Annotated in this window: 26 protein-coding genes and 1 tRNA gene; 23 read left to right on the forward strand and 4 right to left on the reverse strand. The window is 71.9% G+C overall.

Going from position 1 to position 25,388, the window contains the following annotated elements; translation table 11 throughout:
* Positions 1 to 83 precede the first annotated feature (83 nt).
* Genes ACZ3HQ_RS04835 through ssuE form a run of 10 tightly spaced genes read left to right on the forward strand, consistent with a single transcriptional unit; the run spans position 84 to position 9,482 of the window.
* Positions 84 to 1,208 carry an LLM class flavin-dependent oxidoreductase gene (locus ACZ3HQ_RS04835; protein WP_467508048.1) on the forward strand — a complete coding sequence of 375 codons (1,125 nt, stop codon included), beginning with the start codon at positions 84 to 86 and terminating at the stop codon, positions 1,206 to 1,208.
* Positions 1,205 to 1,744: a GNAT family N-acetyltransferase gene (locus tag ACZ3HQ_RS04840; protein ID WP_467508049.1), complete on the forward strand. Its 540-nt coding sequence runs from the start codon at positions 1,205 to 1,207 to the stop codon at positions 1,742 to 1,744. The genes ACZ3HQ_RS04835 and ACZ3HQ_RS04840 overlap by 4 nt, the downstream gene beginning before the upstream one ends.
* Positions 1,741 to 2,691: an ABC transporter substrate-binding protein gene (locus tag ACZ3HQ_RS04845; RefSeq protein ID WP_467508051.1), complete on the forward strand. Its 951-nt coding sequence runs from the start codon at positions 1,741 to 1,743 to the stop codon at positions 2,689 to 2,691. The genes ACZ3HQ_RS04840 and ACZ3HQ_RS04845 overlap by 4 nt, the downstream gene beginning before the upstream one ends.
* Positions 2,692 to 2,709: 18 nt before the next feature.
* Positions 2,710 to 3,714 carry an amino acid ABC transporter permease gene (locus ACZ3HQ_RS04850; protein WP_467508053.1) on the forward strand — a complete coding sequence of 335 codons (1,005 nt, stop codon included), beginning with the start codon at positions 2,710 to 2,712 and terminating at the stop codon, positions 3,712 to 3,714.
* On the forward strand, positions 3,711 to 4,475 hold the full coding sequence (locus ACZ3HQ_RS04855; RefSeq protein ID WP_467508055.1) for an amino acid ABC transporter ATP-binding protein: 765 nt from the start codon (positions 3,711 to 3,713) through the stop codon (positions 4,473 to 4,475). The genes ACZ3HQ_RS04850 and ACZ3HQ_RS04855 overlap by 4 nt, the downstream gene beginning before the upstream one ends.
* A 37-nt stretch (positions 4,476 to 4,512) precedes the next feature.
* Complete coding sequence (locus ACZ3HQ_RS04860) at positions 4,513 to 5,493, forward strand: ABC transporter substrate-binding protein (protein ID WP_467508057.1); 981 nt, start codon at positions 4,513 to 4,515, stop codon at positions 5,491 to 5,493.
* A 14-nt stretch (positions 5,494 to 5,507) separates the two neighbouring features.
* Positions 5,508 to 6,494 carry an LLM class flavin-dependent oxidoreductase gene (locus tag ACZ3HQ_RS04865; protein ID WP_467508059.1) on the forward strand — a complete coding sequence of 329 codons (987 nt, stop codon included), beginning with the start codon at positions 5,508 to 5,510 and terminating at the stop codon, positions 6,492 to 6,494.
* Positions 6,491 to 7,816, forward strand: coding sequence for an NtaA/DmoA family FMN-dependent monooxygenase (locus tag ACZ3HQ_RS04870; protein WP_467508061.1), 1,326 nt, complete (start codon positions 6,491 to 6,493; stop codon positions 7,814 to 7,816). The genes ACZ3HQ_RS04865 and ACZ3HQ_RS04870 overlap by 4 nt, the downstream gene beginning before the upstream one ends.
* Positions 7,813 to 8,880, forward strand: coding sequence for an LLM class flavin-dependent oxidoreductase (locus ACZ3HQ_RS04875; protein WP_467508063.1), 1,068 nt, complete (start codon positions 7,813 to 7,815; stop codon positions 8,878 to 8,880). Before ACZ3HQ_RS04870 ends, ACZ3HQ_RS04875 begins: the two co-directional genes overlap by 4 nt.
* 47 nt (positions 8,881 to 8,927) lie before the next feature.
* The gene (gene ssuE, locus ACZ3HQ_RS04880; protein ID WP_161146584.1) at positions 8,928 to 9,482 is read left to right on the forward strand and encodes an NADPH-dependent FMN reductase; all 555 of its coding nucleotides are present in this window, start codon (positions 8,928 to 8,930) and stop codon (positions 9,480 to 9,482) included.
* Between the two features lie 64 nt (positions 9,483 to 9,546).
* On the opposite strand, the gene ACZ3HQ_RS04885 is transcribed toward ssuE, so the two are convergent.
* A complete protein-coding gene (locus ACZ3HQ_RS04885) occupies positions 9,547 to 11,040 on the reverse strand; it encodes a SulP family inorganic anion transporter (protein ID WP_467508065.1) in 1,494 nt (497 codons plus the stop codon).
* 171 nt (positions 11,041 to 11,211) lie between these two features.
* Between ACZ3HQ_RS04885 and ACZ3HQ_RS04890 the strand changes: the two genes are divergently transcribed.
* Complete coding sequence (locus ACZ3HQ_RS04890) at positions 11,212 to 11,556, forward strand: barstar family protein (RefSeq protein WP_467508067.1); 345 nt, start codon at positions 11,212 to 11,214, stop codon at positions 11,554 to 11,556.
* Between the two features lie 50 nt (positions 11,557 to 11,606).
* Here ACZ3HQ_RS04890 and ACZ3HQ_RS04895 read toward each other — a convergent pair whose 3' ends face one another.
* Positions 11,607 to 12,707: a hypothetical protein gene (locus ACZ3HQ_RS04895; RefSeq protein WP_467508068.1), complete on the reverse strand. Its 1,101-nt coding sequence runs from the start codon at positions 12,705 to 12,707 to the stop codon at positions 11,607 to 11,609.
* A gap of 333 nt (positions 12,708 to 13,040) precedes the next feature.
* Here ACZ3HQ_RS04895 and ACZ3HQ_RS04900 point away from each other — a divergent pair, with 333 nt between their 5' ends.
* The 9 genes from ACZ3HQ_RS04900 (at position 13,041) to ACZ3HQ_RS04940 (ending at position 21,360) form a co-directional block, all read left to right on the forward strand.
* Positions 13,041 to 15,482, forward strand: a complete 2,442-nt coding sequence (locus tag ACZ3HQ_RS04900) for a sensor histidine kinase (RefSeq protein ID WP_467508070.1) — start codon at positions 13,041 to 13,043, stop codon at positions 15,480 to 15,482.
* Positions 15,483 to 15,571: 89 nt separating this feature from the next.
* Positions 15,572 to 16,006, forward strand: coding sequence for a roadblock/LC7 domain-containing protein (locus ACZ3HQ_RS04905; RefSeq protein ID WP_467508072.1), 435 nt, complete (start codon positions 15,572 to 15,574; stop codon positions 16,004 to 16,006).
* Positions 16,007 to 16,008: 2 nt separating this feature from the next.
* The gene (locus ACZ3HQ_RS04910; RefSeq protein WP_467508074.1) at positions 16,009 to 16,380 is read left to right on the forward strand and encodes a DUF742 domain-containing protein; all 372 of its coding nucleotides are present in this window, start codon (positions 16,009 to 16,011) and stop codon (positions 16,378 to 16,380) included.
* On the forward strand, positions 16,358 to 17,002 hold the full coding sequence (locus tag ACZ3HQ_RS04915; RefSeq protein WP_467508076.1) for a GTP-binding protein: 645 nt from the start codon (positions 16,358 to 16,360) through the stop codon (positions 17,000 to 17,002). The genes ACZ3HQ_RS04910 and ACZ3HQ_RS04915 overlap by 23 nt, the downstream gene beginning before the upstream one ends.
* The gene (locus tag ACZ3HQ_RS04920) at positions 16,999 to 17,562 is read left to right on the forward strand and encodes a GAF domain-containing protein (protein WP_467508077.1); all 564 of its coding nucleotides are present in this window, start codon (positions 16,999 to 17,001) and stop codon (positions 17,560 to 17,562) included. The genes ACZ3HQ_RS04915 and ACZ3HQ_RS04920 overlap by 4 nt, the downstream gene beginning before the upstream one ends.
* A 193-nt stretch (positions 17,563 to 17,755) precedes the next feature.
* Positions 17,756 to 18,784, forward strand: coding sequence for an L-threonine 3-dehydrogenase (tdh, locus tag ACZ3HQ_RS04925; protein WP_161200805.1), 1,029 nt, complete (start codon positions 17,756 to 17,758; stop codon positions 18,782 to 18,784).
* A gap of 29 nt (positions 18,785 to 18,813) precedes the next feature.
* Complete coding sequence (locus tag ACZ3HQ_RS04930; RefSeq protein ID WP_467508078.1) at positions 18,814 to 20,013, forward strand: glycine C-acetyltransferase; 1,200 nt, start codon at positions 18,814 to 18,816, stop codon at positions 20,011 to 20,013.
* A gap of 41 nt (positions 20,014 to 20,054) precedes the next feature.
* Positions 20,055 to 20,960 (forward strand): LysR family transcriptional regulator, encoded by a 906-nt coding sequence (locus ACZ3HQ_RS04935; RefSeq protein ID WP_031181517.1) that lies wholly within the window; start codon positions 20,055 to 20,057, stop codon positions 20,958 to 20,960.
* Positions 20,961 to 21,000: 40 nt separating this feature from the next.
* Positions 21,001 to 21,360: an MmcQ/YjbR family DNA-binding protein gene (locus ACZ3HQ_RS04940; RefSeq protein ID WP_467508081.1), complete on the forward strand. Its 360-nt coding sequence runs from the start codon at positions 21,001 to 21,003 to the stop codon at positions 21,358 to 21,360.
* Between the two features lie 158 nt (positions 21,361 to 21,518).
* Here the strand turns inward: ACZ3HQ_RS04940 and ACZ3HQ_RS04945 are convergent, their stop codons facing one another.
* Entirely contained in the window at positions 21,519 to 22,433 is a 915-nt protein-coding gene (locus ACZ3HQ_RS04945; protein ID WP_467509040.1) for a transketolase family protein, read from the reverse strand.
* A gap of 31 nt (positions 22,434 to 22,464) precedes the next feature.
* Positions 22,465 to 23,163: a transketolase gene (locus ACZ3HQ_RS04950; protein WP_467508083.1), complete on the reverse strand. Its 699-nt coding sequence runs from the start codon at positions 23,161 to 23,163 to the stop codon at positions 22,465 to 22,467.
* Positions 23,164 to 23,287: 124 nt separating this feature from the next.
* On the opposite strand from ACZ3HQ_RS04950, the gene ACZ3HQ_RS04955 reads away from it, so the two are divergent.
* From ACZ3HQ_RS04955 to ACZ3HQ_RS04965, 3 genes are all read left to right on the forward strand, one after another.
* Positions 23,288 to 23,361: transfer RNA gene (locus ACZ3HQ_RS04955), tRNA-Pro, on the forward strand.
* Between the two features lie 130 nt (positions 23,362 to 23,491).
* Entirely contained in the window at positions 23,492 to 24,088 is a 597-nt protein-coding gene (locus tag ACZ3HQ_RS04960) for a TetR/AcrR family transcriptional regulator (RefSeq protein ID WP_467508084.1), read from the forward strand.
* An 87-nt stretch (positions 24,089 to 24,175) separates the two neighbouring features.
* Complete coding sequence (locus ACZ3HQ_RS04965) at positions 24,176 to 25,366, forward strand: MFS transporter (RefSeq protein ID WP_467508086.1); 1,191 nt, start codon at positions 24,176 to 24,178, stop codon at positions 25,364 to 25,366.
* Positions 25,367 to 25,388: the final 22 nt, after the last annotated feature.

A 25,388-nucleotide genomic window follows, 5' to 3' on the forward strand; every position in this document is an offset into this window, starting at 1 on the left:
CGCTTCATCAATTTGCTTAGCGCGCATGACCGTTCAGTCCTGCACGCCTGCGTTTCCGTTTCCTCCGCCGGAAAGGCTCACTCATGCCCGTGGAGTTCCTCGGCATAGCCGCGACCAACGACGGCTCCGAAACCACCCCGCGCTCGGGCGCGGCCTTCGACAAGGACTACACCCTCCGCCTCGCCCGGGCCCACGAGGACCACGGCTGGGACCGGGTGCTGTTCGCCTACGGCTCCGGCTCCCCGGACCCCGCGCCCGCCGCCGCGTACATCGCCGCCCGCACCGAGCGGCTCCAGCTCCTGCTGGCCCACCGGCCCAACGTCTCGTACCCCACCTTCGCCGCCAAGACCTTCGCCACTCTCGACCAGATCAGCGACGGCAGGCTCACCGTCCACTTCATCACCGGCGGCAACGACCACGAGCAGGGCCGTGAGGGCGACACCCTCACCAAGGACGAGCGCTACTCCCGCACCCGCGAGTACATCGGCATCGTCAAGAAGATCTGGACCACCCACGAGGCGTTCGACCACGAGGGCGAGCACTATCGCTTCCACGACTTCGTCAGCGATGTCTTCCCCGTCCAACAGCCGCGCCCCGGCGTCTCGTTCGGCGGGTCCTCGGCCGCCGCGTACGCCGCCGGAGGCGCCGAGGCCGACATCTACTGCCTGTGGGGCGAGCCGCTGGCCGAGACCGCCGCGCAGATCGAGAAGGTCAAGGCCGCCGCCCGCGACGCCGGCCGCACCGACCTCCCCCGCATCCAGGTCGCCTTCCGCCCGATCATCGCCCCCACCGAGGAGCTGGCCTGGGAGAAGGCGCACCGCACGGTCGGCGCGATCAAGCAGCGCCGCGAGGCGGGCCTCGTCCGCCACCACCGCAGCGGAGCGCCCGAGAACGCCGGCTCGCAGCGCCTGATCGCCATCGCCGAGGCGGGCGAGCGCTACGACCGCGCCCTGTGGACCCCGACCGCCGCCGCCACCGGCGGCGCGGGCAACTCCAACGCCCTGGTCGGCACCCCCGAGACGGTCGCGGCGGCCCTGCTCGACTACTACGACCTCGGCGTCGACATCCTCTCCGCGCGCGGCTACGACCTGCTCGGCGACGCCATCGACTTCGGCCGCCACGTCATCCCGATCGTCCGCGAGGAGGTCGCCAAGCGGGACGCCGCCCGCGCGGCCGGCACCGGCCCGCTCACGGCGGTGGGCGAGTGACCCTGCCCGCCCTCTCCGCACGGTCCGTCGTCCACGTACCCGTCTCCGACCCGCGCGTACGGCCCCTGCTGCGCGAACTCGGCGAGGAATACTCCGCCCGCTACGGCAAGGACGCGCACGCCGAACTCGCCCGCTACCCCGACGAGGAGTTCACCGCGCCGCACGGCGGTGTCCTCCTGCTGATCCTGGAGGGCGGCGAACCCGTCGCGGGCGGCGCCTTCCGCCGGTACGACGAGGCCACAGCCGAGCTGAAGCGGATCTGGACCCACTCCGGCCACCGCCGCCGGGGCCTGGCCCGCGAGGTCGTCGCCGAACTGGAACGCGAGGCGCGCGCCCGCGGCTACCGGCGGATCTACCTCACCACCGGACCCCGCCAGCCCGAGGCCCGCGCGCTGTACCTCAACACCGGTTACCGCCCGCTGTTCGACACCGAGGCCGACCCGGAGTCCATCGGCCCGCTGCCCTTCGAGAAGCACCTGCCGAGACCCTCCGGCCTCGGGACAGACCTCCGCACCGGAAAGGCCACCGCCCAGTGAAGCTCCCCGGCATCCCCGGCCGCACGCGCCCCCTCCTGGCCGCAGCCGCGCTCCTGCCCCTGCTGGCCCTGACCGGGTGCGGCTCCGGCGACCCCGCCGAGGCCACCGCCGCGGGCGGCTCGCCCGCGCCGACCGCCGACCCCGTGGCCGCCGTCCACAAGGTCGACTCCGCCGCCGCCCTGCTGCCCGCCGACGTACGCGCCGCGGGCACCCTGCGCATCGGCAGCTCGGTCGACGCGCCACCCTCCGCGTACTACCCGAACGGCTCCCGCACCCCCCAGGGCCAGGACATCGACATCGCCTCGGCGGTCGCCAAGGTGCTCGGGATCAGGCTGCAACGCCAGGACGCCTCCTTCGAGACCATCCTCCCCGCCCTCGGCAGCGGCAAATACGACGTGGGCACCGGCAACTTCGGCGTCACCACCGAGCGGCTGAAGACCATCGACTTCGTCACCTACATCGACGACGGCCAGGGCTTCGCCGTGAAACAGGGCGACACCTCCTTCGGAAAAAAGATCACCGATCTGACCCAGCTCTGCGGCCGCACCGTCGGCATCAACGCCGGCACCACCTTCGAGGCCACCCTCGCCGCACAGAAGGGCGTGTGCGCCGAGGCCGGCAAGAAGCCGTACGAGGTGAAGGTGTACGCGGAGAACGGGGCGACGATCACCGCGCTCCAGCAGGGCCGTATCGACGTGGTCATGTCGACCATCAACGGACTGCGCTACCAGGCCGCCCAGCCCGCCGCGCACACCGCGTTCCTCGGCGAGTACCACCGCCTCGACGTCGGCTTCGCCTTCAAGAAGGGCTCCAAGCTGACCAAGGCGTTCCAGGCGGCCGTCAACGAGCTGATCGAGAACGGTACTTACGACCGCATCCTCAAGAAGTGGGGCACCACCGGCTCCGCCATCGACAGCTCGCGGATCAGCCCGCCCGAGCACGCCTGAGAAGCGACGGAACCCACCATGACCACCGCCGCCCCCGACACCGCCCCGGCCGCGCCCCGCGTGCCGCCCGCCGCCGTGGACCCGGCCGCCCTCAAGATCGTCCCCGCCCGGCACCCCGCCCGCTGGGCCGGCGCCGCCGCCGTGATCGTGCTGGTCGCCCAGTTCACGCACGGACTCGCCACCAACCCGGTATGGGAATGGCGGGTCTTCGGCGACTACGTGCTGTCCGAGACGATCGTCCAGGCCGTCTGGGTCACCCTCCAACTCACCGCCTACGCGACCGTCTTGGGCTTCCTCCTCGGCACCGTGCTCGCCTTCATGCGGCTCTCGCACAGCCCGGTGCTCCAGACCGTCGCCTGGACCTACATCTGGGTGTTCCGGTCCATCCCGATGATCGTGCAGCTCGTGTTCTGGTTCAACCTGAGCGCCCTGTACGAACGCCTCGGCGTCGGCGTCCCCTTCGGGCCCGTCTTCTGGTCCGTCGACAGCGACAGCCTGATCGGCACCATCGGCGCCGCCGTCATCGGCCTCACCCTCCACCAGGCCGCCTACGCCGCCGAGATCGTCCGGGGCGGAGTCCTCTCCGTCGACTCCGGGCAGCGCGAGGCCGCCGCCGCGCTCGGCATACCCCGGCTCCGGCAGATCCGCCGGATCGTGCTGCCCCAGGCGATGCGCGCCATCCTGCCCACCGCCGGCAACGAGATCATCGGCCTGCTCAAGGGCACCTCGGTGGTCTACGTGATGGCCATCGGCGAGCTGTTCTACCAGGTCCAGGTCGTCTACGGCCGCAACGGCCGGGTCATCCCGCTGCTGCTCGTCGCCACCGCCTGGTACGTCCTGCTGACCTCGCTGCTGTCGGTCGCCCAGTACTACGTGGAGCGCCGCTACGCCCGCGGCGCCGACCGCACCCCGCCGCCCACCCCGCTCCAGCGGGCCCGCCGCTTCCTGCGCGACCTGCGCGCGGCCGCCGCCCGGCGCGAGGCACCCGTCACCGCACTTCACCTCCGGGGAGAGAGCCGATGAACGACGTCATGGTGGACGTACGGAGCGTCCACAAGAGCTTCGGCCCGCTGGAAGTCCTGCGCGGCGTCGACCTGACCGTACGGGCGGGCGAGGTCACCGTGATCCTCGGCCCCTCCGGCTCCGGCAAGTCCACCCTGCTGCGCACCATCAACCACCTGGAGAAGGTCGACAGCGGCTGGATCAGTATCGACGGCGAACTCATCGGCTACCGCCGCGCCGGGAACAAGCTGCACGAACTGAAGGAACGGGACGTCCTCAAACAGCGCACCCACATCGGGTTCGTCTTCCAGAACTTCAACCTGTTCCCGCACCTCACCGTGCTGGACAACCTCCTCGAAGCCCCCGTCTCCGCGCTGCGCCGCCCCAGGAAGGAGGCCGAGGCGACCGCGCGCCGCCTGCTGGACCGGGTGGGCCTCGCCGACAAGGCCGACGCCTACCCGCGCCAGCTCTCCGGCGGCCAGCAGCAGCGCGTCGCCATCGCCCGTGCGCTCGCCCTGGAGCCGAAGGTGCTCCTCTTCGACGAACCCACCTCCGCGCTCGACCCCGAGCTGGTGGGCGAGGTCCTGGACGTCATCAAGGACCTGGCCCGCACCGGTACCACCATGATCGTCGTCACCCACGAGATCGGCTTCGCCCGCGAGGTCGCCGACACCGTGGTCTTCATGGACGAGGGCACGGTGGTCGAACAGGGCCCGCCGTCCGCCGTGCTGGACGACCCCCAGCGCGAACGCACCCGCGCCTTCCTCGCCAAGGTCCTCTGACCTCCCCAACTCGCCCGCACAACAAGGAGACTTCCGCGTGTCCACCACCGCCCGCCGTATCGCCGTCCCCGCACTCGGCCTCGCCTCCGCCCTCGTCCTGGCCGCCTGCGCCAACCCCACCGACGGCGGCACGGCCGAGGTAGCGGCCGGCAAGGGCACCACCACGAAGATCAACCTCAGCCCCGACCAGCACCGGATCACCACGGACCGGGTCGCCTCCATCGCCGCCGAGGTCCCGGAGAAGGTCCGGAAGAGAGGCACGCTGGAGATCGTCGACTCCTCCAACTCGGCCGCGCCACTGGGCTTCCACGCCACGGACAACAAGACCGTCATCGGCGTCGAGCCCGACCTCGCGTACCTCGTCGCCGGGGTGCTCGGCCTCAAGCCGCACCTCAACACCGTCTCCTGGGAGAACATCTTCGTCGGCCTCGACAGCGCCAAGTACGACGTGGGCTTCAGCAACATCACGGTCACCGAGGAGCGCAAGGAGAAGTACGACTTCGCCACCTACCGCGAGGACAACCTCGGGTTCGCGGCGAAGAAGGGCAGCGGCCTGAAGGTCACCGGCCCCGCCGACCTCGCCGGGCGCAACGTCGCCGTCTCCAGCGGCACCAACCAGGAGAAACTCCTGGTCGAGTGGAGCAAGGAGAACGAGAAGGCGGGCCGCGAGCCCATCCACATCAAGTACTACCTGGACGAGAGCGACACCTACCTCGCCCTCCGCTCCGGCCGCATCGACGTCTACGTCGGCCCCAACCCGACCGCCGCCTACCACGCGGCGACCACCGGCCAGACCGAGGTCGTCGGCACCTACTCCGGCGCCGGCGCCACCCTTCAGGGCCTGATCGCGGCCACCACAAAGAAGGACAGCGGCCTCGCCAAGCCGCTCGCCGACGCCCTCAACCACGTGATCGAGAACGGCACTTACGCCAAGGTGCTCAAGCGCTGGGGGCTGTCCGACGAGGCCGTGACCAAGTCCGAGATCAACCCGCCCGGCCTGCCCAAGGCCGGGAAGTAGGCGAGGAGGACAGCATGACCCGCGAACTCCATCTCTCCGTCGCCCTCGGCAGCGCCGGGCCCCGCCCCGCCGCCCACTGGACCGGCCTGGCCCAGCTCGCCGAACTCGGCGCCCTCGACTTCGTCACCCTCGACGACTCCCTGGACCCCGCCGACGGGGACGGCCGCCTCGACGCCGTCGCCGTGCTGGCCCACGCCGCCGCCCGCACCAGCCGCATCGGCCTGGTCCCCACGGTCACCACCACCCACACCGAGCCCTTCCACACCTCCAGCGCCCTCGCCACCCTGGACTTCGTCAGCGAGGGCCGGGCGGGCTGGCTGGCCGACGTCTCCACCACCGAGGAAGCGGCCCGCGCCGTCGGCCGCCGTGATCCCGCACCCGACGCCGAGCTGTGGGCGGAGGCCGCCGACGCCGCCGAGGTCGCCGCCCGGCTCTGGGACAGTTGGGAGGACGACGCCGAGATACGGGACGCCGGCACCGGCCGCTTCATCGACCGCGACAAGCTGCACTACGCCGACTTCGACGGGCCCCACTTCTCGGTACGGGGACCGTCCATCGTGCCCCGGCCACCACAGGGGCGGCCACCGATCGCCGTCGCGCTCGACGCTCAAGTCCGTAACGCGCGCTGGGAGTTGGCCGTTCGTCACGCCGAGATCGTGCTGCTGGACGCGGCCAGTCCGGCCGCCGCCCGCGAGGCCCACGCAGAGCTGCTGAGCCGGGCCGGCCGCGACGACCTGCGGGTGCTGATACGCGTCACCGAAGGCCCGGACCGGCTCGCCGATCTGCTTGCCGACTGGCACACCGAAGCCGGTACGGACGGCTTCCACCTCGCTCTCACCCACCCCACGGAGGAACTGCCCGCCGTGATCCACGACGTCGTACCCGCGCTGCGCGCCCGCGGCCTCTTCCGCGGCACCCACACCGGCCGCACCCTGCGCGACCACCTCGGCCTGGCCCGCCCCGCGAGCCGCTACGCCGTACCTGCGGAGGCCGCCCTGTGAGTGCCTCAACTCCCGCCGGACGCAAGCAGATCCACCTGGCCGCGCACTTCCCCGGCGTCAACAGCACCACCGTGTGGCGCGACCCCGAGTCCCGCAGCCAGATCGACTTCTCCTCCTTCCAGCACCTGGCCCGAACCGCCGAGCGCGGCCGGTTCGACTTCTTCTTCCTCGCCGAGGGGCTGCGGCTGCGCGAACGCAAGGGCCGCATCCACGACCTGGACGTGGTGGGCCGCCCCGAATCGCTGACCGTGCTGAACGCGCTCGCCGCCGTCACCGAGCACCTCGGACTCGCCGCCACCGTCAACGCCACCTTCAACGAACCGTACGAACTCGCCCGCAGATTCGCCTCGTTGGACCACCTCTCCGGGGGCCGGGCCGCCTGGAACATCGTCACCTCCTCCGACGCGTTCACCGGCGAGAACTTCCGGCGCGGCGGCTACCTCGACCGCGCCGACCGCTACACCCGCGCCGAAGAGTTCGTGGAGGTGGCCCGCGCCCTGTGGGACTCCTGGCCCACCGGTGGCACCCCGCGCACCGTCCGGCACAGCGGCCCCCAGTTCGACATCACCGCCCGTGCCACACTGCCCGCCTCGCCCCAGGGGCACCCCGTCCTCATCCAGGCCGGGGACTCCGACGAGGGGCGGGAGTTCGCCGCGCGCACCGCCGACATCGTCTTCAGCAGGCACGGCACCCTGGAGGCCGGCCGCGCCTTCCACGCCGACGTCAAGGGCCGCCTGGCCCGCTACGGACGCACCCCGGACCAGCTCAAGATCCTGCCCGCCGCGACCGTCGTCCTCGGTGACAGCGAGGCCGACGCGCAGGAACGCGCCGCGCACATCCGGCGGCAGCAGGTCAGCCCGCAGACCGCCATCGCCACGCTGGAGAACGTCTGGGGCCGCGACCTCACCGGCTACGACCCCGACGGCCCGCTCCCGGACGTCGAACCGGTGCCCGACGGCGAACTCGCCCAGGGCTGGGCACACATGGCCGACCGCTTCGGCATCGCCGCCCGCTGGCGGGCCCTCGCCGAGGAGAAGCACCTCTCCATCCGCGAGCTGGCCATCGAACTCACCGCCCGCCAGTCCTTCATCGGCACCCCCGGCTCGGTCGCCTCCGCCATGGACGAACACGTCCAGACCGACGCGGCCGACGGCTTCATCCTCGTGCCCCACCTCACCCCCGGCGGTCTGGACGAGTTCGTCGACCGGGTCGTCCCGCTGCTCCAGGAACGCGGCGTCCTGCGCACCGAGTACCAGGGGCGCACCCTGCGCGGCCACCTCGGCCTCGGCCGCCCCGCACCGCGCCAGGAGGAGTCCGCATGAGGTTCCAGGTCCTCACCATCGGCGGCCACGCCCCGCACCCCCTCACCGGCGAACAGGTGGCCGCCGCCGACCGGTTGACCGAGATCGTGGAGACCGGGGTCGCCGCCGAGGAGCTGGGCTTCGACGCGTACGCGATCGGGGAGCGGCACGCCGGGCCCTTCCTCTCCTCCAGCCCCACCGTGCTGCTCGGCGCGCTCGCCGCCCGCACCTCCCGCATCCGGCTGCTCACCGGCGTCACCGTCCTCGCCATCCTCGACCCCGTACGCGTCGCCGAGGACTACGCCACCCTCCACCAGCTCTCCCGAGGCCGCCTCGAACTCGTCATCGGCAAGGGCGCCGAGGCCGGCCACTTCGACCTGTTCGGCCTGGACGAGGGCCTCCAGTGGGACTACCAGGCCGAGAAGTACGAGCTGCTGCGCAGGCTCTGGCGCGAGGAGGACGTCACCTGGCAGGGCAAGTTCCGCCCGCCCCTGACCGGGGTCACCACCCTGCCCCGCCCCTACGAGGGCCGCCCGCCCCGCGTCTGGCACGGCTCGGCCACCAGCCTCAACTCACCCGAACTGGCCGCCCGGCACGGCGACCCGCTGTTCAGCGCCAACGCCATCCAGCCCCGCGAGGCGTACACCCGGCTCATCGACCACTACCGGGAACGCTTCGCCGCCCACGGCCACGACCCGGCCGGCGCCTACGTCGGCGCGGGCTCCGGCGGCCTGTTCATCGCCCGCACCAGCCAGCAGGCCGTCGCCGAGTTCAAGGACTTCTACGAGGCCCGCGTCCGCCAGTCGTACAAGCCGCACCTGGCCGGCAAGCCGGGCTACAACACGCCGTTCCGCACCGTGGAGGAGGCCATCGCGGACGGGCCGCACCTCATCGGCAGCCCGCAGCAGGTCATCGACAAGATCCTCGGCTTCCACGCGGCCTACCGGCACGACCTCCAGTCCGTCACCGTCGACGGCTCCGGCCTCTTGCTGCCCCGGCAGATCGACCAACTCCGCTGGTTCGCCGAGGAGATCGCACCCGTGGTGCGGACGGAGGCGCCCACCCCCCTGTGGCAGCAGGCGTAGGGGGAGTCCCGTCCCCGCCCACCGAACCCCGCTCGAAAGGTCCCCCCATGGCAACCGTCCTGTCCATCTCCGGCAGCCCCTCCGCCACCTCCCGCACCGGCCGTCTGCTGCGCCACCTGGACGAGCGGCTCAGCCGCCAGGGGCACCAGGTGGTCCCGCTGGACGTGCGCGGGCTGCCCGCCGAGGCGCTGCTCGGCGCCGATGTCAGGCACCCGGCGATCGCGGCCGCCGCCGAACTGGTCGACCGGGCCGACGGCGTCGTGATCGGCACCCCCGTCTACAAGGCCGCGTACTCCGGGCTGCTCAAGTCCTTCCTCGACCTGCTCCCGCAGTACGCGCTCACCGGCAAGACCGTGCTGCCGCTCGCCACCGGCGGCACCACCGCCCATGTCCTCGCCATTGACTACGCCCTGCGCCCGGTGCTCAGCTCCATGGGCGCGGCCCATATAGTCCAGGGCTGGTTCACCCTCGACAAGGACATAGTGGTGCGCGAGGACGGCACCCTGACCGTCGCCCCCGGCACCGCCGAGGCGCTGGCCCAGATCACCGACCAGTTCTCCGTCGCCCTCGGCGGCCGCACCCTGCTGGCCGCGACCGGGTGACGGGCCCCACGGGTCCCCACGGGGCCGGGTGGGCCCGGGTGGGTCCGTGTGGGTCCGTGTGGGCTCAGCCCTTGCCCGCCAGCTCGCCGGACAGCGTGCCGTGCAGGCGGGCGCTGCGCTCGTTCAGGCCGGTGATCTCCACCGACGTGCCGCGCTCGGCGTACCGCGCCTCCACGGCGTCCAGCGCGGCGACGGACGAGGCGTCCCACACATGGGCGACGGACAGGTCGATCACCACCCGGCCGGGGTCGGTGGCGTAGGCGAAACGGTGCGCCAGGCCGTCCGCCGAGGCGAAGAACAGGTTGCCGGTCACCCGGTACACCACCGTCGAGCCGTCCGGGTCCAGCACCGAGGTGACCTCGGCGGACCGGGCGACCCGGCGGGCGAACACCGTAAGGGCGACCAGCGAGCCGACCACCACACCGATCGCCAGGTTCTGGGTAGCCACCACGACCACCACCGTGAGCACCATGACCGCGATCTCCCCGGCCGGCATCCGCCGCAGCGTGCGCGGGGCGATCGAGTGCCAGTCGAAGGTGGCCACCGACACCATCACCATCACGGCCACCAGCGCGGCCATCGGGATCTTCGACACCGCGGGACCGAAGACGACGCACAGCACCATCAGGAACACCCCGGCGAGGAACGTCGACAGCCGGGTACGGGCGCCCGACACCCGTACGTTGATCATGGTCTGGCCGATCATCGCGCAGCCGCCCATGCCGCCGAGAAATCCGGTCACGATGTTGGCGACGCCCTGCCCGACCGACTCGCGGGTCTTGGAGGAGCGGGTGTCGGTGATGTCGTCCACCAGCCGCGCCGTCATCAGCGACTCCATCAGCCCGACCAGCGCCATGGCCAGCGCGTACGGCGCGATCGTGGTCAGCGTGTCCAAGGTGAACGGCACATCCGGCAGCCCTGGCACCGGCAGCGCCGAGGGCAGCGCGCCCCGGTCGCCGACGGTCGGCACCGCGATGCCCGCCGCCACGGTCACCGCGGTCAGCGCCACGATCGACACCAGCGGCGCCGGTACCGCCCGCGTGATCCTCGGGAAGAGCGCCAGCAGCGCCACCCCGGCCGCGAACAGCGGATACACCGGCCACGGCCCCCCGGTCAGCTCCTTGAGCTGGGTGAGGAAGATCAGTACCGCCAGCGCGTTCACGAAGCCGACCATCACACTGCGCGGCACGAACCGCAGCAGCCGCGCCACTCCCAGCGCACCCAGCACGATCTGGAAGACGCCCGCCAGGATCACCGTGGCGATCAGATACCCGAAGCCGTGCTCCCGGTTCATCGGGGCGATCACCAGGGCCACCGCGCCGGTCGCGGCGGAGATCATCGCCGGACGCCCGCCCACGAACGCGATGGTCACCGCCATGGTGAAGGACGCGAAGAGCCCGATGGCCGGGTCCACCCCCGCGATCACCGAGAACGAGATCGCCTCCGGGATCAGCGCCAGGGCGACCACCAGCCCGCCCAGCACCTCGGTACGCAGCACCCTCGGATCGGACAGCCAGGACGGACGGCGGAAACGGAGTGCGGGTGCGGACGTGGTCAAGACGCGGGGTACCTGTCGGGCTCGGGCGCGCCCGGTACGGCTCCGGGACACAAAGGGGAAATTCTACCGTGGCGGCCGTCCAGGCCCCGCCGGGCAGAACTGCGGACCCGCACCGGCCGGGGCATGATGGGTGGACCGACGCAGTCCCCGGACCCCGAAGGCGGTGCCGACATGCCCGCAGCCACCCTCGCCGAGGTCGTCCAGAAGGCCGGCTGGAAGGTCATCCCGCTCGACCTCGCCGGCGTCACCGACCAGGCCGGATTCATGGACCGTGCCACCAAGGCCCTCGACCTGCCCGAGTTCGCCGGACGCAACTGGCAGGCGTTCCAGGACGCCTGCGGCGACATCGGCTGGGGCCCCGAGGTGCCGGGCCGCCTCCTGGTCGTCGTCGGCTGGCGCGACTACGCCAAGGCGCAGCCCGAGCAGTGGGAGAGCGCCCAGCAGGTCCTCGAATCGGTCGCGGGACGCCAGCAGAAGTACGACTCGACGCTCGCGGTGGTCCTGACCCTCCTCTGAGTCTCGGTCCTGCGAGTTTCGGTCCTCCGAGTTTCGAGTCCTCCCAGTCTCTAGTTCTCGACGGGTGCGGGGCCGGTCGTCAGCCGCAGCGTCACGGCGGCGACCGCGCCCGCGATCAGCCCCCAGACCAGCGCGGCGGAGAGGCCCGCGCCCAGGTTGCCGACGATGTACCGCAGGCCCCACTTCATGCCGCCCCCGACCGTCGCCACCCGCAGCAGTTGCCCGGCCACCAGCCCGAGGACGGTGGCGCACACCGCGCCGAGCGCCATCGCCGGGACCGTGGCCCGGGTGAGCAGCCCGGGCAGCAGCCGGAGCGCCCACCACACCACCACCAGCACCAGCACGTCGGACAGCCGGGCGAGCAACCAGTCGCCGACCGGCGTGCCCGCCGGGCCCGACCAGGCGCCGAGCAGGAGCAGCTCGCGCAGCAGATCACCCGGCTCGGAGAAGAACCCACCGCCATAGGGGGCCGTCTGGATCGCGGCGGCGACCCGCTGGTACGACAGCACCAGCAGCGACAGCGCGATCACCGCCGTACCGGCCGTGGCCGCCAGCCGCGCCGCCCGCGCCGGAACCTCCCGCCGGGGCAGCGGGCCCGCGCCCTTGGCGGTGGCCCTCCCCACCAGCACCGTCGCGGCCGCCGTGACCAGTCCGACCAGCACCGCGAGTTGGCGTCCCCCGGCCATCGCGCCCGCCAGATTGGGCAGGAAGCGATAACTGCCGTGCCCGTACGCGGCGATCTGCCACGGTGCCGACACCGTCACCGCGAGCATGGCGGACACCTGCGCCCAGGCCCACAACGTGAGCAGCGCGGCGGCCGCCCGTCCCGCCACCGGCGGCAGCCACCGCATCAGGAACAGCGCGCCGACGGTGAAGAACGCGAAGAGCGCCCCGAACCGGATCTGCCGCGCGGTGTGGAACAGATCGAGGTAGCGCGTGCCGTCGCCGTCCGGCGCGAACTGCCCGGGCTGCGGCGGGTCGTACGCCCACGGGGCGAGCCACTGCTGCAGATCGGACACCGCCTCGCCGCCCAGCAGATCGGTGCTCCCCTGGAGACGCAGCGCGTCCGCGCTCGCCCCCGCCCACCACAGCAACGCCGTGAGCAGCAGCCCGCCGACCAGCGCCGGTATCGCCGCACGTCCCCAAGTCATGTTCCGTCCCCCGCGGTTGTGGCGCGCGCTCGTGCACACCGACCAGGCGGGAGCGTACGGGGTGTTGATCACGTATGGATCACGGAGAATGTTTTCTTCTGATCAAGGCGGATCGTTTTCTTTTCTCTCTGACGCGGAAATTCACCGGCTTTATCGATCGAACGTACGACGCCTCATACCAGAGCGGGACGCGGGCCGGGAGACTTTGTCAACTGCCCGCCGCACCTACCGCACAGGCAACTACCGTGAATTCCCGTCGGACAACTCAGGGCCCTTTCCCTTTCCCCTTTTTCTTTCCGACGCCAGGCCCGACGGACCAGTACGAGGACGCAGATGTCTCACCTCCGCGCACCGGCCGCCCGTGCCGACCGCCGAGAGGGCGGCCGACACGGGAGACCGGTCGCCCGACCCGCTCCCGCACTGCCCGAGACCCTCATTCGGCCCCAGCTCATGCGGCTCGCCGTGCTCCCGCCCGTCGCGGTCGCCCTCGCCGCCGCCGCGGCCGTCGTGTTCACCGTCCGCTCCAGCGGCGCGCACACCGGCCTCGCCCTCTGGGCGGTGCTCGCCCTCACCGTCGTGGTCGCCGGGGCCGCCGTCGCCATCGCCGCCGTGGCCGCCGACCGCGCCGCCCGCTCCGTAGGCGACCGCGTCGGGGCGCTCCGCCGCAACGCCGCCCGCGGCGAGGCCGACCTGCGCGCCCTGGTCGACGCGCTGCGCCGGGGCGAACCGCCGCCCCGCGGCAAACCCCGCCGCCGGCCGCCCGAGGACGCCGACGACTTCGAACTCCTCGCCGCCGACCTGGCCCGCGCGCACGACGGCGCCGTCACCGCCGTCGTCCGCGCGGCCCAGCTCTCCAGCCAGGCCGCCAGCGAGCAGAAACTCGAGGTCTTCGTCAACCTCGCCCGGCGCCTCCAGTCACTGGTGCACCGGGAGATCTCCATCCTGGACGAGCTGGAGAACGAGATCGAGGACCCCGACCTGCTCAAGGGGCTCTTCCACGTCGACCACCTCGCCACCCGCATCCGCCGCCACGCCGAGAACCTCGCCGTGCTCGGCGGCGCCGTCTCCCGGCGGCAGTGGAGCAACCCCGTCGACATGACCGAGGTGCTGCGTTCCGCCATCGCCGAGGTCGAACAGTACTCACGGGTCAAGCTCGTTCCGCCGGTCGAGGGCGAACTGCGCGGGCACGCCGTCGCCGACGTCATCCATCTCCTCGCCGAACTGGTCGAGAACGCCACGGTGTTCTCCGCCCCGCAGACCCAAGTCCTGCTCCGCGCCAACCTGGTGACCTCCGGGCTCGCCATCGAGGTCGAGGACCGGGGGCTCGGGATGCCGGTCGAGGAACAGCACCGGATGAACGCCCTCCTCGCCGACCCCGACCAGGTCAACGTCGCCAGCCTGCTGGCCGACGGCCGCATCGGTCTGTACGTGGTCTCTCAACTGGCCCGGCGGCACGGGATCTCGGTACGTCTCCAGACCAACATCTATGGGGGCGTGCAGGCGGTACTGGTGGTGCCGCAGGGGTTGTTGGGGGCTTCGGCGGGGGTTGTGCCGGGGCTTGAGGGGGCGGGGGCCGGGCCGGCTCAGGAGGTTGCCGGGCCGGGGACCGAGGTGGGTGGGGCGGTGGAAGTCGGCGCTTCGAGTACGCCAGGCGCTCCTGCTCCTGCTCCCGCTGTCGCTCCCGTCGCTCCGGCCACCGGGCGGCATCGGCAGGTCGCTCGGCGGGGGAGCGGGGACGCGGGTGCCGATACGGGGGCTGCCGCGCCGCCTCCGTTGCCGAGGCGCGGGGCGCAGGAGCAGCGGGCCAACCCCGCCGAGGCGGTGCCCGGTATCAGCGTCGGGGAGCGGGCCGTGGTGGAGGCCAACGCGGGCGTGCTGCCGACGCCGCGAGCCGGTACGGCGCCCTCGGGTACGGAGAGGCCCTCCCTGCCCCGTCGTCGCGCCCAGGAGCACATCGTTCCGCAGCTCCGGGGCGGGCCCGCACCGCGTCAGGACAACGATGTTGTCGTGGGCCACGACCCCAATCTGATGGCCGCCTTCCAGCGCGGCATCGGGCTCGCGGAGTCCCAGCAGAGCCTGGAGGCCGCGGGGGAGGGGTTCGGGGAGCCGGCGCCTACGGGTGAGGGGGCGCTCGCGGAGACGGCGTACGGGGAGCGCACCCGGGCGGAGGGCCCGCACATGGGCGTCGACGACATGGCTTCGGCGCACATGGGGGCTGAGCCTATGGAGGGGGCACTTATGTATGGCGCACCTATGGAGGCTGGCCCCACGGAGGTTGGCCACATGGGGCCCGGACGCGTGGGCGTTGGGCACATGGAGCCGGAGCACACGGCCCCCACCCCCAGGGAGTCCGACCATCCCGTAGCGCCCCCTCTGGAGCCGAACCACAGGCAGCCGGACCCCATGGTGTCGGTCCACATGGACTCGAACCACATGGAGTCAGACCCCATGGCGTCGCCCCACATGGAGCCGAACCACGGGGAACAGGACCCCATGGTGTCGCCCCGCGTGGAGCCGAACCACAGGGAGCCAAACCCCATGGCGTCGCCCCACATGGTGTCGCCCCACATGGCATCGCCCCACATGGCGTCGCCCCACACGGAGCCCGACCACAGGGAGCCAAACCCCACGGCGTCGCCCGACATGGCGTCGCCCCACATGGCGGCGGACCACCCAACGCCTCCCCCCACAGCGCCCCACCCCACGGCGGCGGACCCCATGGAGCCGGACCACATGCCCCCCGCCCCCCTCGACAGGAGCGCGCCCCCCGCATGACGCACACCCCCACCGTCCCCACAACCCACGCCGCCCCCAATACCCCCACCGCTCCCGCAGCCCCCCGTACCCCAAGGAGTCGATCCACCATGGCGAGCGATGCGCCGACCGCCCACGCATCCGACCTCGACTGGCTGCTGAGCGGCCTCGTGCAGCGCGTCCCGCACACCGGCAGCGCGGTGCTGCTGTCCTGCGACGGGCTGGTGAAGTCCGTGCACGGGCTGGACCCGGACAGCGCCGACCACATGGCCGCGCTCGCCTCCGGCCTGTACTCGCTCGGCCGCAGCGCGGGTGTCCGGTTCGGGGACGGCGGGGAGGTGCGCCAGGTCGTGGTCGAACTCGACTCCACGCTGCTGTTCGTCACCACCGCCGGTTCCGGCACCTGCCTCGCCGTGCTCGCCGGGCGGGAAGCCGACGCCGCCGTGCTCGGCTACGAGATGGCGATGCTGGTCAAGAGCGTCCGCCCGTACCTCGTCACCGCGCCCCGGCAGCCCGCCGCCGACCCCACGGCGATGAGGACGTGAGCGTGGCCGCCGTGGGCGACGGGCCCTGGCTCGACGACGCGGCAGGGCGGCTGGTGCGGCCGTTCACGGTCAGCAACGGCCGTACCGAACCCAGCGTCGCGCTGGACCTGATCTCCCAGGTGATGGCCACCGGCGTCCCCCCGCTCGGCCATCTCGGCCCCGAGCACGCGCAGGCGCTCGACCTTTCCCGCGCGCCCGTCTCGGTGGCCGAGGTGGCCGCGTACCTCAGGCTGCCCGCCGTGGTCACCAAAGTGCTGCTCTCGGACCTCGTCGACTGCGGGGCGCTGACCACCAAGCCCCCCGTGTTCCGCCACAACCCCACTGACCGGTCTCTGCTGGAGGCAGTGCTCGATGGACTACGACGACAGCTCTGACCCGTACAGCTCCGACCCGTTCCCCACCGCGCTCAAGATCCTGGTGGCGGGCGGGTTCGGGGTGGGCAAGACGACCTTCGTGGGCGCGGTCAGCGAGATCGCGCCGCTCAGCACGGAGGAGCTGCTCACCACGGTCGGCGCGGCCACCGACAACCTGGACGGCGTCGAGAACAAGGTCGAGACGACCGTCGCCATGGACTTCGGCCGGATCACGCTCGACCCCCGGCACGTCCTCTACCTGTTCGGCACGCCCGGCCAGGAACGGTTCTGGTTCATGTGGGACGAGCTGTCCGAGGGCGCCCTCGGCGCGGTCATCCTGGCCGACACCCGCCGCCTGGAGGAGTGCTTCGCCGCCGTCGACTTCTTCGAGGAACGCGGCGTCGCCTTCATCGTGGCCGTCAACGAGTTCGACGGCGCCTTCCGCTACGACCCCGACGAGGTGCGCGCCGCCCTCGACCTGAGCCCCGCCGTGCCGGTCGTCCCCTGCGACGCCCGTATCTCCAGCTCCGGCGTGCAGACCCTGCTCACCCTCGTCCGCCATCTCCTCGCCCACGTCCCGGCGCCCGCCCCCGTGCAGGGAGCCCCCGTCCACGGAGCCCCCGTCCAGGGAGCGCGGTCATGATGTACGAGCCGGTCCGCCGCGTCCGGGGGCTGCTGCTCACCCCGGAGGACAAGGAGGCCCCGGCCCGCGCCTCCCGGCTGCGCCGCCTCGGCCTGGGGGAGCGCGCCGAACCCGCGCTCGACGCCTTCGCCGACCACCTCGCCCAGGTCACCGGCGCGCCGTACGCCATGGTCAATTTCGTCGGTGAGCAGCACCAGTTCTTCGCGGGCCTGAGTGCCCCGCCCGCCGGCCCGCTCACGCGCGAGGACGGGGCCGGCCGGGTGCTGCCCCGCGAACATGGGTTCTGCCCACATGTGGTGGTCCGCCACAAGGCACTGGTGCTGGAGGACGTCCGCGACTACCCCCGCTTCGCGGGCAACCCCATCGTCGACGACCTCGGCATTCGTTCCTATATGGGCGCACCACTCATCGACAGCTCCGGCATGGTGCTCGGCACCGTGTGCGCCGCCGACACAGAGCCGCGCACCTGGGGCAGGGCCGGGCTTGAGGCCATCAAGGGGATGGCCGCCGAACTCGCCGTACGCATCGAACGGGCCGCCGACGACGGTCTGCCCATCTGAACGAACGGAAATACGACCGGAGTTGAGCCGGCGCCCCCGAGGTGTGAAGGAAACCTGTGGCGCCGGTTAAGAAAAGCTCGATGGATTCCGGTCGGCGCATACGGCAGATTGCGGGGTGATTCCACCCCTCGGACCCGGTGCGGACGCCTCGGCGAGCCCGTACGACCGGGCCTCACCCACAGGAGCCGTAGCGTTGAAGGCGCTGGTCAAGGAGAAGGCGGAGCCCGGTCTCCGGCTCATGGACGTGCCCGAGCCCGAAGTGGGTCCCGGTGACGTGCTCATCAAGGTCATGCGGACCGGCATCTGCGGCACCGACCTCCACATCCGAGCCTGGGACGGCTGGGCGCAGCAGGCCATCCGCACCCCGCTGATCGTCGGCCACGAGTTCGTCGGCCAGGTCGTGTCCACCGGCCGCGACGTCACCGACATCCGGGTGGGCGACCGGGTCAGCGGCGAGGGCCACCTGGTGTGCGGCAAGTGCCGCAACTGCCTCGCCGGCCGCCGCCACCTGTGCCGCTCCACCATCGGCCTGGGCGTGGGCCGCGACGGCGCGTTCGCCGAGTACGTAGCGCTGCCCGCGTCCAACGTCTGGGTGCACCGGGTTCCCGTGGACCTCGACATCGCCGCCGTGTTCGACCCGTTCGGCAACGCCGTGCACACCGCGCTGTCCTTCCCGCTGGTCGGCGAGGACGTGCTGATCACCGGCGCGGGCCCGATCGGCCTGATGGCCGCGGCCGTCGCCCGGCACGCGGGCGCCCGCAACGTCGTCGTCACCGACGTCAGCGAGGAGCGCCTGGAGCTGGCCCGCAAGATAGGAGTGAGCCTGGCACTGAACGTCTCGCGCTCCACCATCGCGGACGGTCAGCGGGAGCTGGGCCTGCGTGAGGGCTTCGACATCGGCCTGGAGATGTCCGGCCGCCCCGAGGCCATGCGCGACATGATCGCCAACATGACGCACGGCGGCCGTATCGCCATGCTGGGCCTGCCGTCGCAGGAGTTCCCGGTGGACTGGTCCCGGATCGTCACCTCGATGATCACCATCAAGGGCATCTACGGCCGGGAGATGTTCGAGACCTGGTACGCCATGTCGGTCCTCCTGGAGGGCGGCCTCGACCTCGCCCCCGTGATCACCGGCCGGTACGACTACCGCGACTACGAGGCGGCCTTCGAGGACGCGGCCAGCGGCAAGGGCGGAAAAGTGATCCTCGACTGGACCGCGTAACCCCCGTCAGCACCTTTGAAGGAGCCCCCATGTTCGACACCGTCCGCGACGACCTCCGCGCCACCCTCGACGAGATCCGCGCCGCCGGCCTGCACAAGCCGGAGCGCGTCATCGGCACCCCGCAGTCCGCGACCGTCGAGGTCACCGAGGGTGGGCGCCCCGGTGAGGTCCTCAACTTCTGCGCCAACAACTACCTTGGCCTGGCCGACCACCCCGAGGTGATCGCCGCCGCCCACGAGGCGCTCGACCGCTGGGGCTACGGCATGGCCTCCGTGCGCTTCATCTGCGGCACCCAGGAGGTCCACAAGGAGCTGGAGGCCCGCCTCTCGGCGTTCCTCGGCCAGGAGGACACGATCCTCTACTCCTCCTGCTTCGACGCCAACGGCGGTGTCTTCGAGACCCTGCTCGGCGCCGAGGACGCGGTGATCTCCGACGCCCTCAACCACGCCTCCATCATCGACGGCATCCGCCTGTCCAAGGCCCGCCGCTTCCGCTACGCCAACCGCGACCTCGCGGACCTGGAGACCCAGCTCAAGGAGGCGACCGCCGGCGGCGCCCGGCGCAAGCTGATCGTCACCGACGGCGTCTTCTCCATGGACGGCTACGTCGCCCCGCTCACCGAGATCTGCGACCTGGCCGACCGCTACGACGCGATGGTCATGGTCGACGACTCGCACGCAGTCGGCTTCGTCGGCGCGGGCGGCCGCGGCACGCCCGAGCTGCACGGCGTCATGGACCGCGTCGACATCATCACCGGCACCCTCGGCAAGGCCCTCGGCGGCGCCTCCGGCGGCTACGTCGCGGCCCGCGCCGAGATCGTCGCCCTGCTGCGCCAGCGCTCGCGCCCGTACCTGTTCTCCAACACCCTCGCCCCGGTGATCGCCGCCGCCTCCCTGAAGGTCCTCGACCTGCTGGAGTCCGCCGACGACCTGCGGGTGCGGCTCGCCGAGAACACCGCGCTGTTCCGCTCCCGCATGACCGAGGCCGGGTTCGACATCCTCCCCGGCGACCACGCCATCGCCCCGGTGATGATCGGCGACGCGGCCGAGGCGGCCCGCATGGCGGAGCTGCTGCTGGAGCACGGTGTGTACGTGATCGCCTTCTCCTACCCGGTGGTCCCGCAGGGCAAGGCGCGCATCCGCGTCCAGCTCTCCGCCGCGCACTCCACCGAGGACGTGAACCGGGCCGTGGACGCCTTCATCGCCGCCCGCGCCGAGCTGGCGGGCTGAGCGGCGCCTGAGCGGGGCGGCCGCCTTGCGATAATGGCGGCATGATCGAGGCGCGGCGGCTCCACATCCTGCGTGCGGTGGCCGACCACCGTACGGTCACGGCGGCGGCCGCCGCGCTCTACCTCACCCCGTCCGCCGTCTCCCAGCAGCTCACCTCGCTGGAGCAGGAGACCGGCCACCGCCTGGTCGAGCGGGGCGCGAAGGGCGTACGGCTCACCCCGGCCGGTGAGATCCTGCTCAGCCACACCAACGCGGTCCTCGCCCAGTTGGAGCGGGCCGAGGCGGAGCTGGCGGCCTACGGCAAGGGGGAGGCCGGGACGGTCACCGTCGCCGCCTTCGCCACCGGGATCGCCCAGGTCGTGGCGCCCGCGCTGGCCCGGCTCGGCCGGTCGGCGCCCGGCATAGGAATCCGGGTCCGGGACGCCGAGGGCGACGCGAGCCTGCGCATGCTGCTGGACCGGCAGGTCGATGTGGCGGTGGCCGTCGAGTACCGGGGGGCGCCGCCCGCCGACGACCCCCGGCTGACCCATCTCCCGCTGTACGCCGAGCCGTTCGACGCAGTCGTCCCGCTCGGGCACCGGCTCGCCGACGATGCCGAGGTGCCGCTCGCGGAGCTGTCGAAGGACCCGTGGATCGGCCCGTACCCCGGCAACCCCTGCCACGACGTGGTCGTGCTGGCCTGCGAGAGCGCCGGGTTCCAGCCGCGCCTGGAGCACTCCTCCGACGACTTCCGCGCGGTGGTCGCGCTGGCCTCGGCCGACGCGGGCGTCGCCCTGGTACCCCGCTCCGCGCTGCGCGGCATGGACCTGACCGGAGTGGTCGTACGGCCGGTGGACGGGGTGGCCCCGACCCGGCGCGTGTTCGCGGCCGTGCGCCGGGGCGCGGAGGCGCATCCGCTGATCCGCCCGGTGCTGGAAGCGCTGGGGCAGGCCGCCGCCGGGGGCTGAGCCGGAGCCGTTGTCAGTGCCGGGGGTTACGGTGCGTTGCATGCCGGACGCAGAAGACGTACGCCGTATCGCCCTGTCCCTGCCGGACACGACCGAGAAGACGGCCTGGAGCATGCCCACCTTCCGGGTGGCCGGGAAGATGTTCGCCACGCTCCCGGAGGAGGAGACCTCCCTCGCGGTGCGCTGCCCGAAGGAGGAGCGGGACGAACTCGTGCTGGCCGAGCCGGAGAAGTTCTGGATCGCGGACCACGAGGCGAACTTCGCCTGGGTACGGGCGCGGCTCGCCGCGTTGGACGGCGAGGACGAACTCCGGGACATCCTCGCCGACTCCTGGCGTCAGGCGGCTCCCACACGGCTGCTGGAGGAGCATCCGGGGCTGGGGGTGCCGCAGGAGCGCTAGGGGGTGTCTCGTCGGTCAGGCCGGGCTCGCGGCGTCCGGCACCGCACCTCGCCGCGTTGTCGTCGGTCCCCGATGCTCCGCATCGACTCCCTCCTCCGCCTTGCGATGCACGGCACCGGACGCCGCTCCCTGATCCGGCCTGACCGACAAGACACCCCCTAGGCGCTGACCGCGCCCGCCCCGACGAACGCGCCGATCCGTTCCCGCAGGCCACGGGCGTCCAGGCCGTGCGCGGCGAGGTGCTCGTCCAGCGTGCCGTACCGGCGCAGCTCCCGGCGGCCGACGCCGAGTCCGAGCACCCGGTGCGGCACGTCGGACAGGGCCTCGGTGGCGGCGCGGGCCGAGGTCCCGGCGAGGTAGGGCTCCACAAGGACCACGTCGGTGCCGGCCGCCTCGGTGGCCCGGCGCAGGGCGGCCGCGTCGAAGGGGCGGACGGTCGTCGCGTAGAGCACCGTCACGTCCAGGCCCTCGGTCGCGGCGAGGACGGCGTCCAGCATCGGGCCGACCGCGACGACGACCCCGGCGCGTCCCTCGCGCACGGTGTGGAAGCGGGCGCCGTCGACCGGGAGGGGGAGCCGGTTGCGCTGGAGGGAGAGGCGTACGTACACCTTGTCGTCCCCCGCCGCGACGGCGTGCCGCAGCAGGGTCTCGGCCTCGTCCGGGTGGCCGGGTACGTGCACGGTCCAGTCGTCCAGGGTGTCGAGGAGGGCGACGTCGCCGGGCGACATGTGGGTCTGGCCGCCGGCCGGCCAGTCGAAGGAGGCGCCCGCGCTGACCAGCACCGCGCCGGCGTCCTGGTGGCCGAGGTCCAGCTTGACCTGCTCGAAGGGGCGCTCCACGAGGAACGCGGCGAACGTGTGCACGATGGGCCGCATCCCGGTGAGCGACAGCCCGGCGGCGGCGCCGACCAGGAGCTGCTCGCGGATGCCGACGTTGATCAGCCGGTCGGGGTGGCGGCGGGCGGCGTCCGTGAACGCGTCCCGGCCGATCTCGGCGAGGACGACGGCGACGCGGGGGTCCTCGTCCAGCAGCCGGGAGGCGACGGTGCCGAACCGGTCACGCATGCTTTCGATGGTTTCCACGAGGGTGACCTCTCCTGTCCGGTCAGCGGGCGTTCTTGGGCTCCACCCGGGCGACGACCGCGTGCGGCCGGCCGGGGTGCGGGACGGTGAAGGCTTCGTACAGGGCGGCGTGGTCGCGGCCGTCGACGGTGGCGGTGGACCAGTTCGCGGCCTCGAACCGGGCGGCGATGCCGCCGGGCAGGGCGTGGCTGGCGGAGGCGTTGTCCACGACGACGGTGTGCAGGCGCTCCAGTCCCGCCGCTCCGGCGTAGGCGATGGCCTCGTGGTTGCTGCCCTCGTCCAGCTCGGCGTCCCCGATCAGCACCCACACGGCCGGGCCCGCGAGCCCCTGCGCCCGCAGCCCGAGCGCGCTGCCGACGGCGAGCGGCAGCCCGTGCCCGAGCGACCCGCTGCCGATCTCGGCCCCCGGCACGAGCACCCGGTCCGGGTGATGCCCGAGCGGCGAGTCGTACGAGCCGAAGCCGGGCAGCCACTCCTCGGGCACGAACCCCTTCGCCGCGAGCACGGCGTAGTACGCCATCGGCCCGTGCCCCTTGCTCAGCAGGAACCGGTCCCGGTCGGGGGCCTCGGTCCTCTCGGGGGTGACATCGAGTACCCGGTCGTAGAGCACCCACAGCACGTCGAGCGTGGAGGTCGCGGCGAAGTCGTGCTTCTCGTCGCCGGTCATCAGGCTCATCAGCCGGGGCAGATCGTCGTAGCCGTGGTCCGCTGTGATCGTCATGCCGACGATCCTGCAACCTCAAGCCCACTTGAGGTCAACAACCGACCGGTGCGCGAGCACCGACCCGAGTGCGGTAGAGTTTCCCTGCGCGTTTCGGCCAGGGAAATCCCAGGTCAAACAGCATCGGGACGTGGCGCAGCTTGGTAGCGCACTTGACTGGGGGTCAAGGGGTCGCAGGTTCAAATCCTGTCGTCCCGACTGGAGACAGTCGCAGATCAGGGCCGGTTTCGGAGCAATCCGAAACCGGCCCTCGGTCGTTCCCAGGGGGCCTGTCGGCCGTCCGCGCGGCCTATTGAAACGGGCGATCCAAAACGGCTAGGCTCGCGTCATGGCCCGACCGCGCATGTTCGATGAGGAGCGGGCCCTGGACGCGGCGATGCGCAGGTTCTGGGAGAAGGGCTATGAAGCCACCTCCACCCAGGATCTGTGCGAGGTCACCGGGCTGGGGCGCAGCAGTATCTACAACACGTTCAAGAGCAAGCATGACCTCTTTGAGCGTGCGCTGGCCCACTACATCCACACCATGAACAGCGCGCAGACGGCCGTCCTGGAGGACGCGCGGCGCAGTGCCGCCGACCGTATCCGCGCCCTGTTCGTCATGGTCATTGACGGTGAGGCCGAACACCGGGCCGGCGGTCGCGCTCTGGGCTGTCTGACGGTGAACACCACGGTCGAGCTTGCCGCCCGCGACAGCCGGGCGGCGGAGATGCTGGAGCGGGACACGGCCCGCAGGCTCGCGGTGCTGCGCGCGGTGATCGAGGAGGGCCGCCGGGACGGCAGCATCACCTCTCATCGGGACGCCGGAGCGCTGGCCCGCTTCATCAACGCGGCGATCGGCGGCATGCGTGTCTCGAGTCAGGGAGGCGCCGACCGGGCCGCCCTGGAGTCGATCGCCGAAGTCACCCTCGACGCACTTACGCGCTGATCTTCTGATCCCCGCCCCGTATGCCGTCTGCCGTGCCCATGTTTTGAACTGATCCATCCATAACTTCGACTTCAAGGAGAGCGAATCGTGCCTCGTGCCGTATACGTCCTGGCTCTCGGCATCTTTGCCCTGGTGACCAGCGAGTTCGTGGTTGCCGGGCTGATGCCGCAGATGGCCGTCGGCCTGAACGCCACCATCCCGCAGATCGGATATCTCATCACCGCGTTCGCGGTGGCCATGGCGGTCGGCGGACCGTTCCTCACCGTGGCGCTCCTGAGGGTCGCACCCAGGACCGCGCTGATGGTGCTGTTCGCGGTCTTCCTGGCAGGCAACGTGCTGGCCGCCACCGCTACCGGCTACTCCACGATGCTGGTCGCGCGCATCGTCACCGGCATCGCCGCCCAGGCATTCTTCGGCGTGGGCATCTCGATGTGCGCCCAGATCACCCGCCCCGAGGTCCGCGGCCGGGCGATCGCGGTCGCCATGAACGGCCTGATGCTCGGCACCCTGCTCGGACTGCCCCTCTCCACCCTGATCGGTGAACACTTCGGCTGGCGCGCGGCGTTCTGGGCCATCACCGGAATCACCCTGATCGCCGCTGTGGCCACCTGGCTGGGAGTGCCCCGCCTCGCGCGCGCCGGCGCCGGAAGCGGCTTCCGGCAGGAGCTCGGCGTCTTCAAGAGGCCCAAGCTGTGGCTGGTGCTGTCCACCAGCACGCTCATCATCGGCGCCACCTTCTCCGCCTTCAGCTACTTCAACCCCGTCCTCACCGGCCTCACCGGCTTCTCCACCGGTACTGTCCCCGTCCTTCTGATCGCCTACGGCGCCGCCACGGTCATCGGCAACAACGTCGTCGGCCGCTTCGCCGACCGCCACACCGTCCCTGTCCTTGCCGTCGGCCTCGGCCTCAACGTGCTGTTCCTGACCGGCTTCGCCCTGCTCGCCGACCTGCGTGCCCCGGCCGTCGTCTGCATGCTGGGCATCGGCCTCGTCGGCGTCACCATGAACCCGGCCATGGTCACCCGCGTCCAGCGCACCGGAAACGCCGGCCCGCTGGTCAACACCGTCCACTCCTCCTTCATCACCCTCGGCATCATCGTCGGCTCCTCCGTCGGCGCCGTCGTGATCGAGGCATGGGGCCTACGCGCGCCGCTCTGGCTCGGTGCGATCATGGCCCTGGCGGGCATCGCCACCGTGCTGCCCGACCTCATGCGGCGCTCCGGGCCCGCAACCGGCGCTGTCTCCCGCCGCCGCGCCGAACAGAAAGAGCGGGTCTGAGCGAGTGCGGCTTCAGGGGGTT

This window comes from Streptomyces sp. NPDC018263, assembly GCF_055562575.1.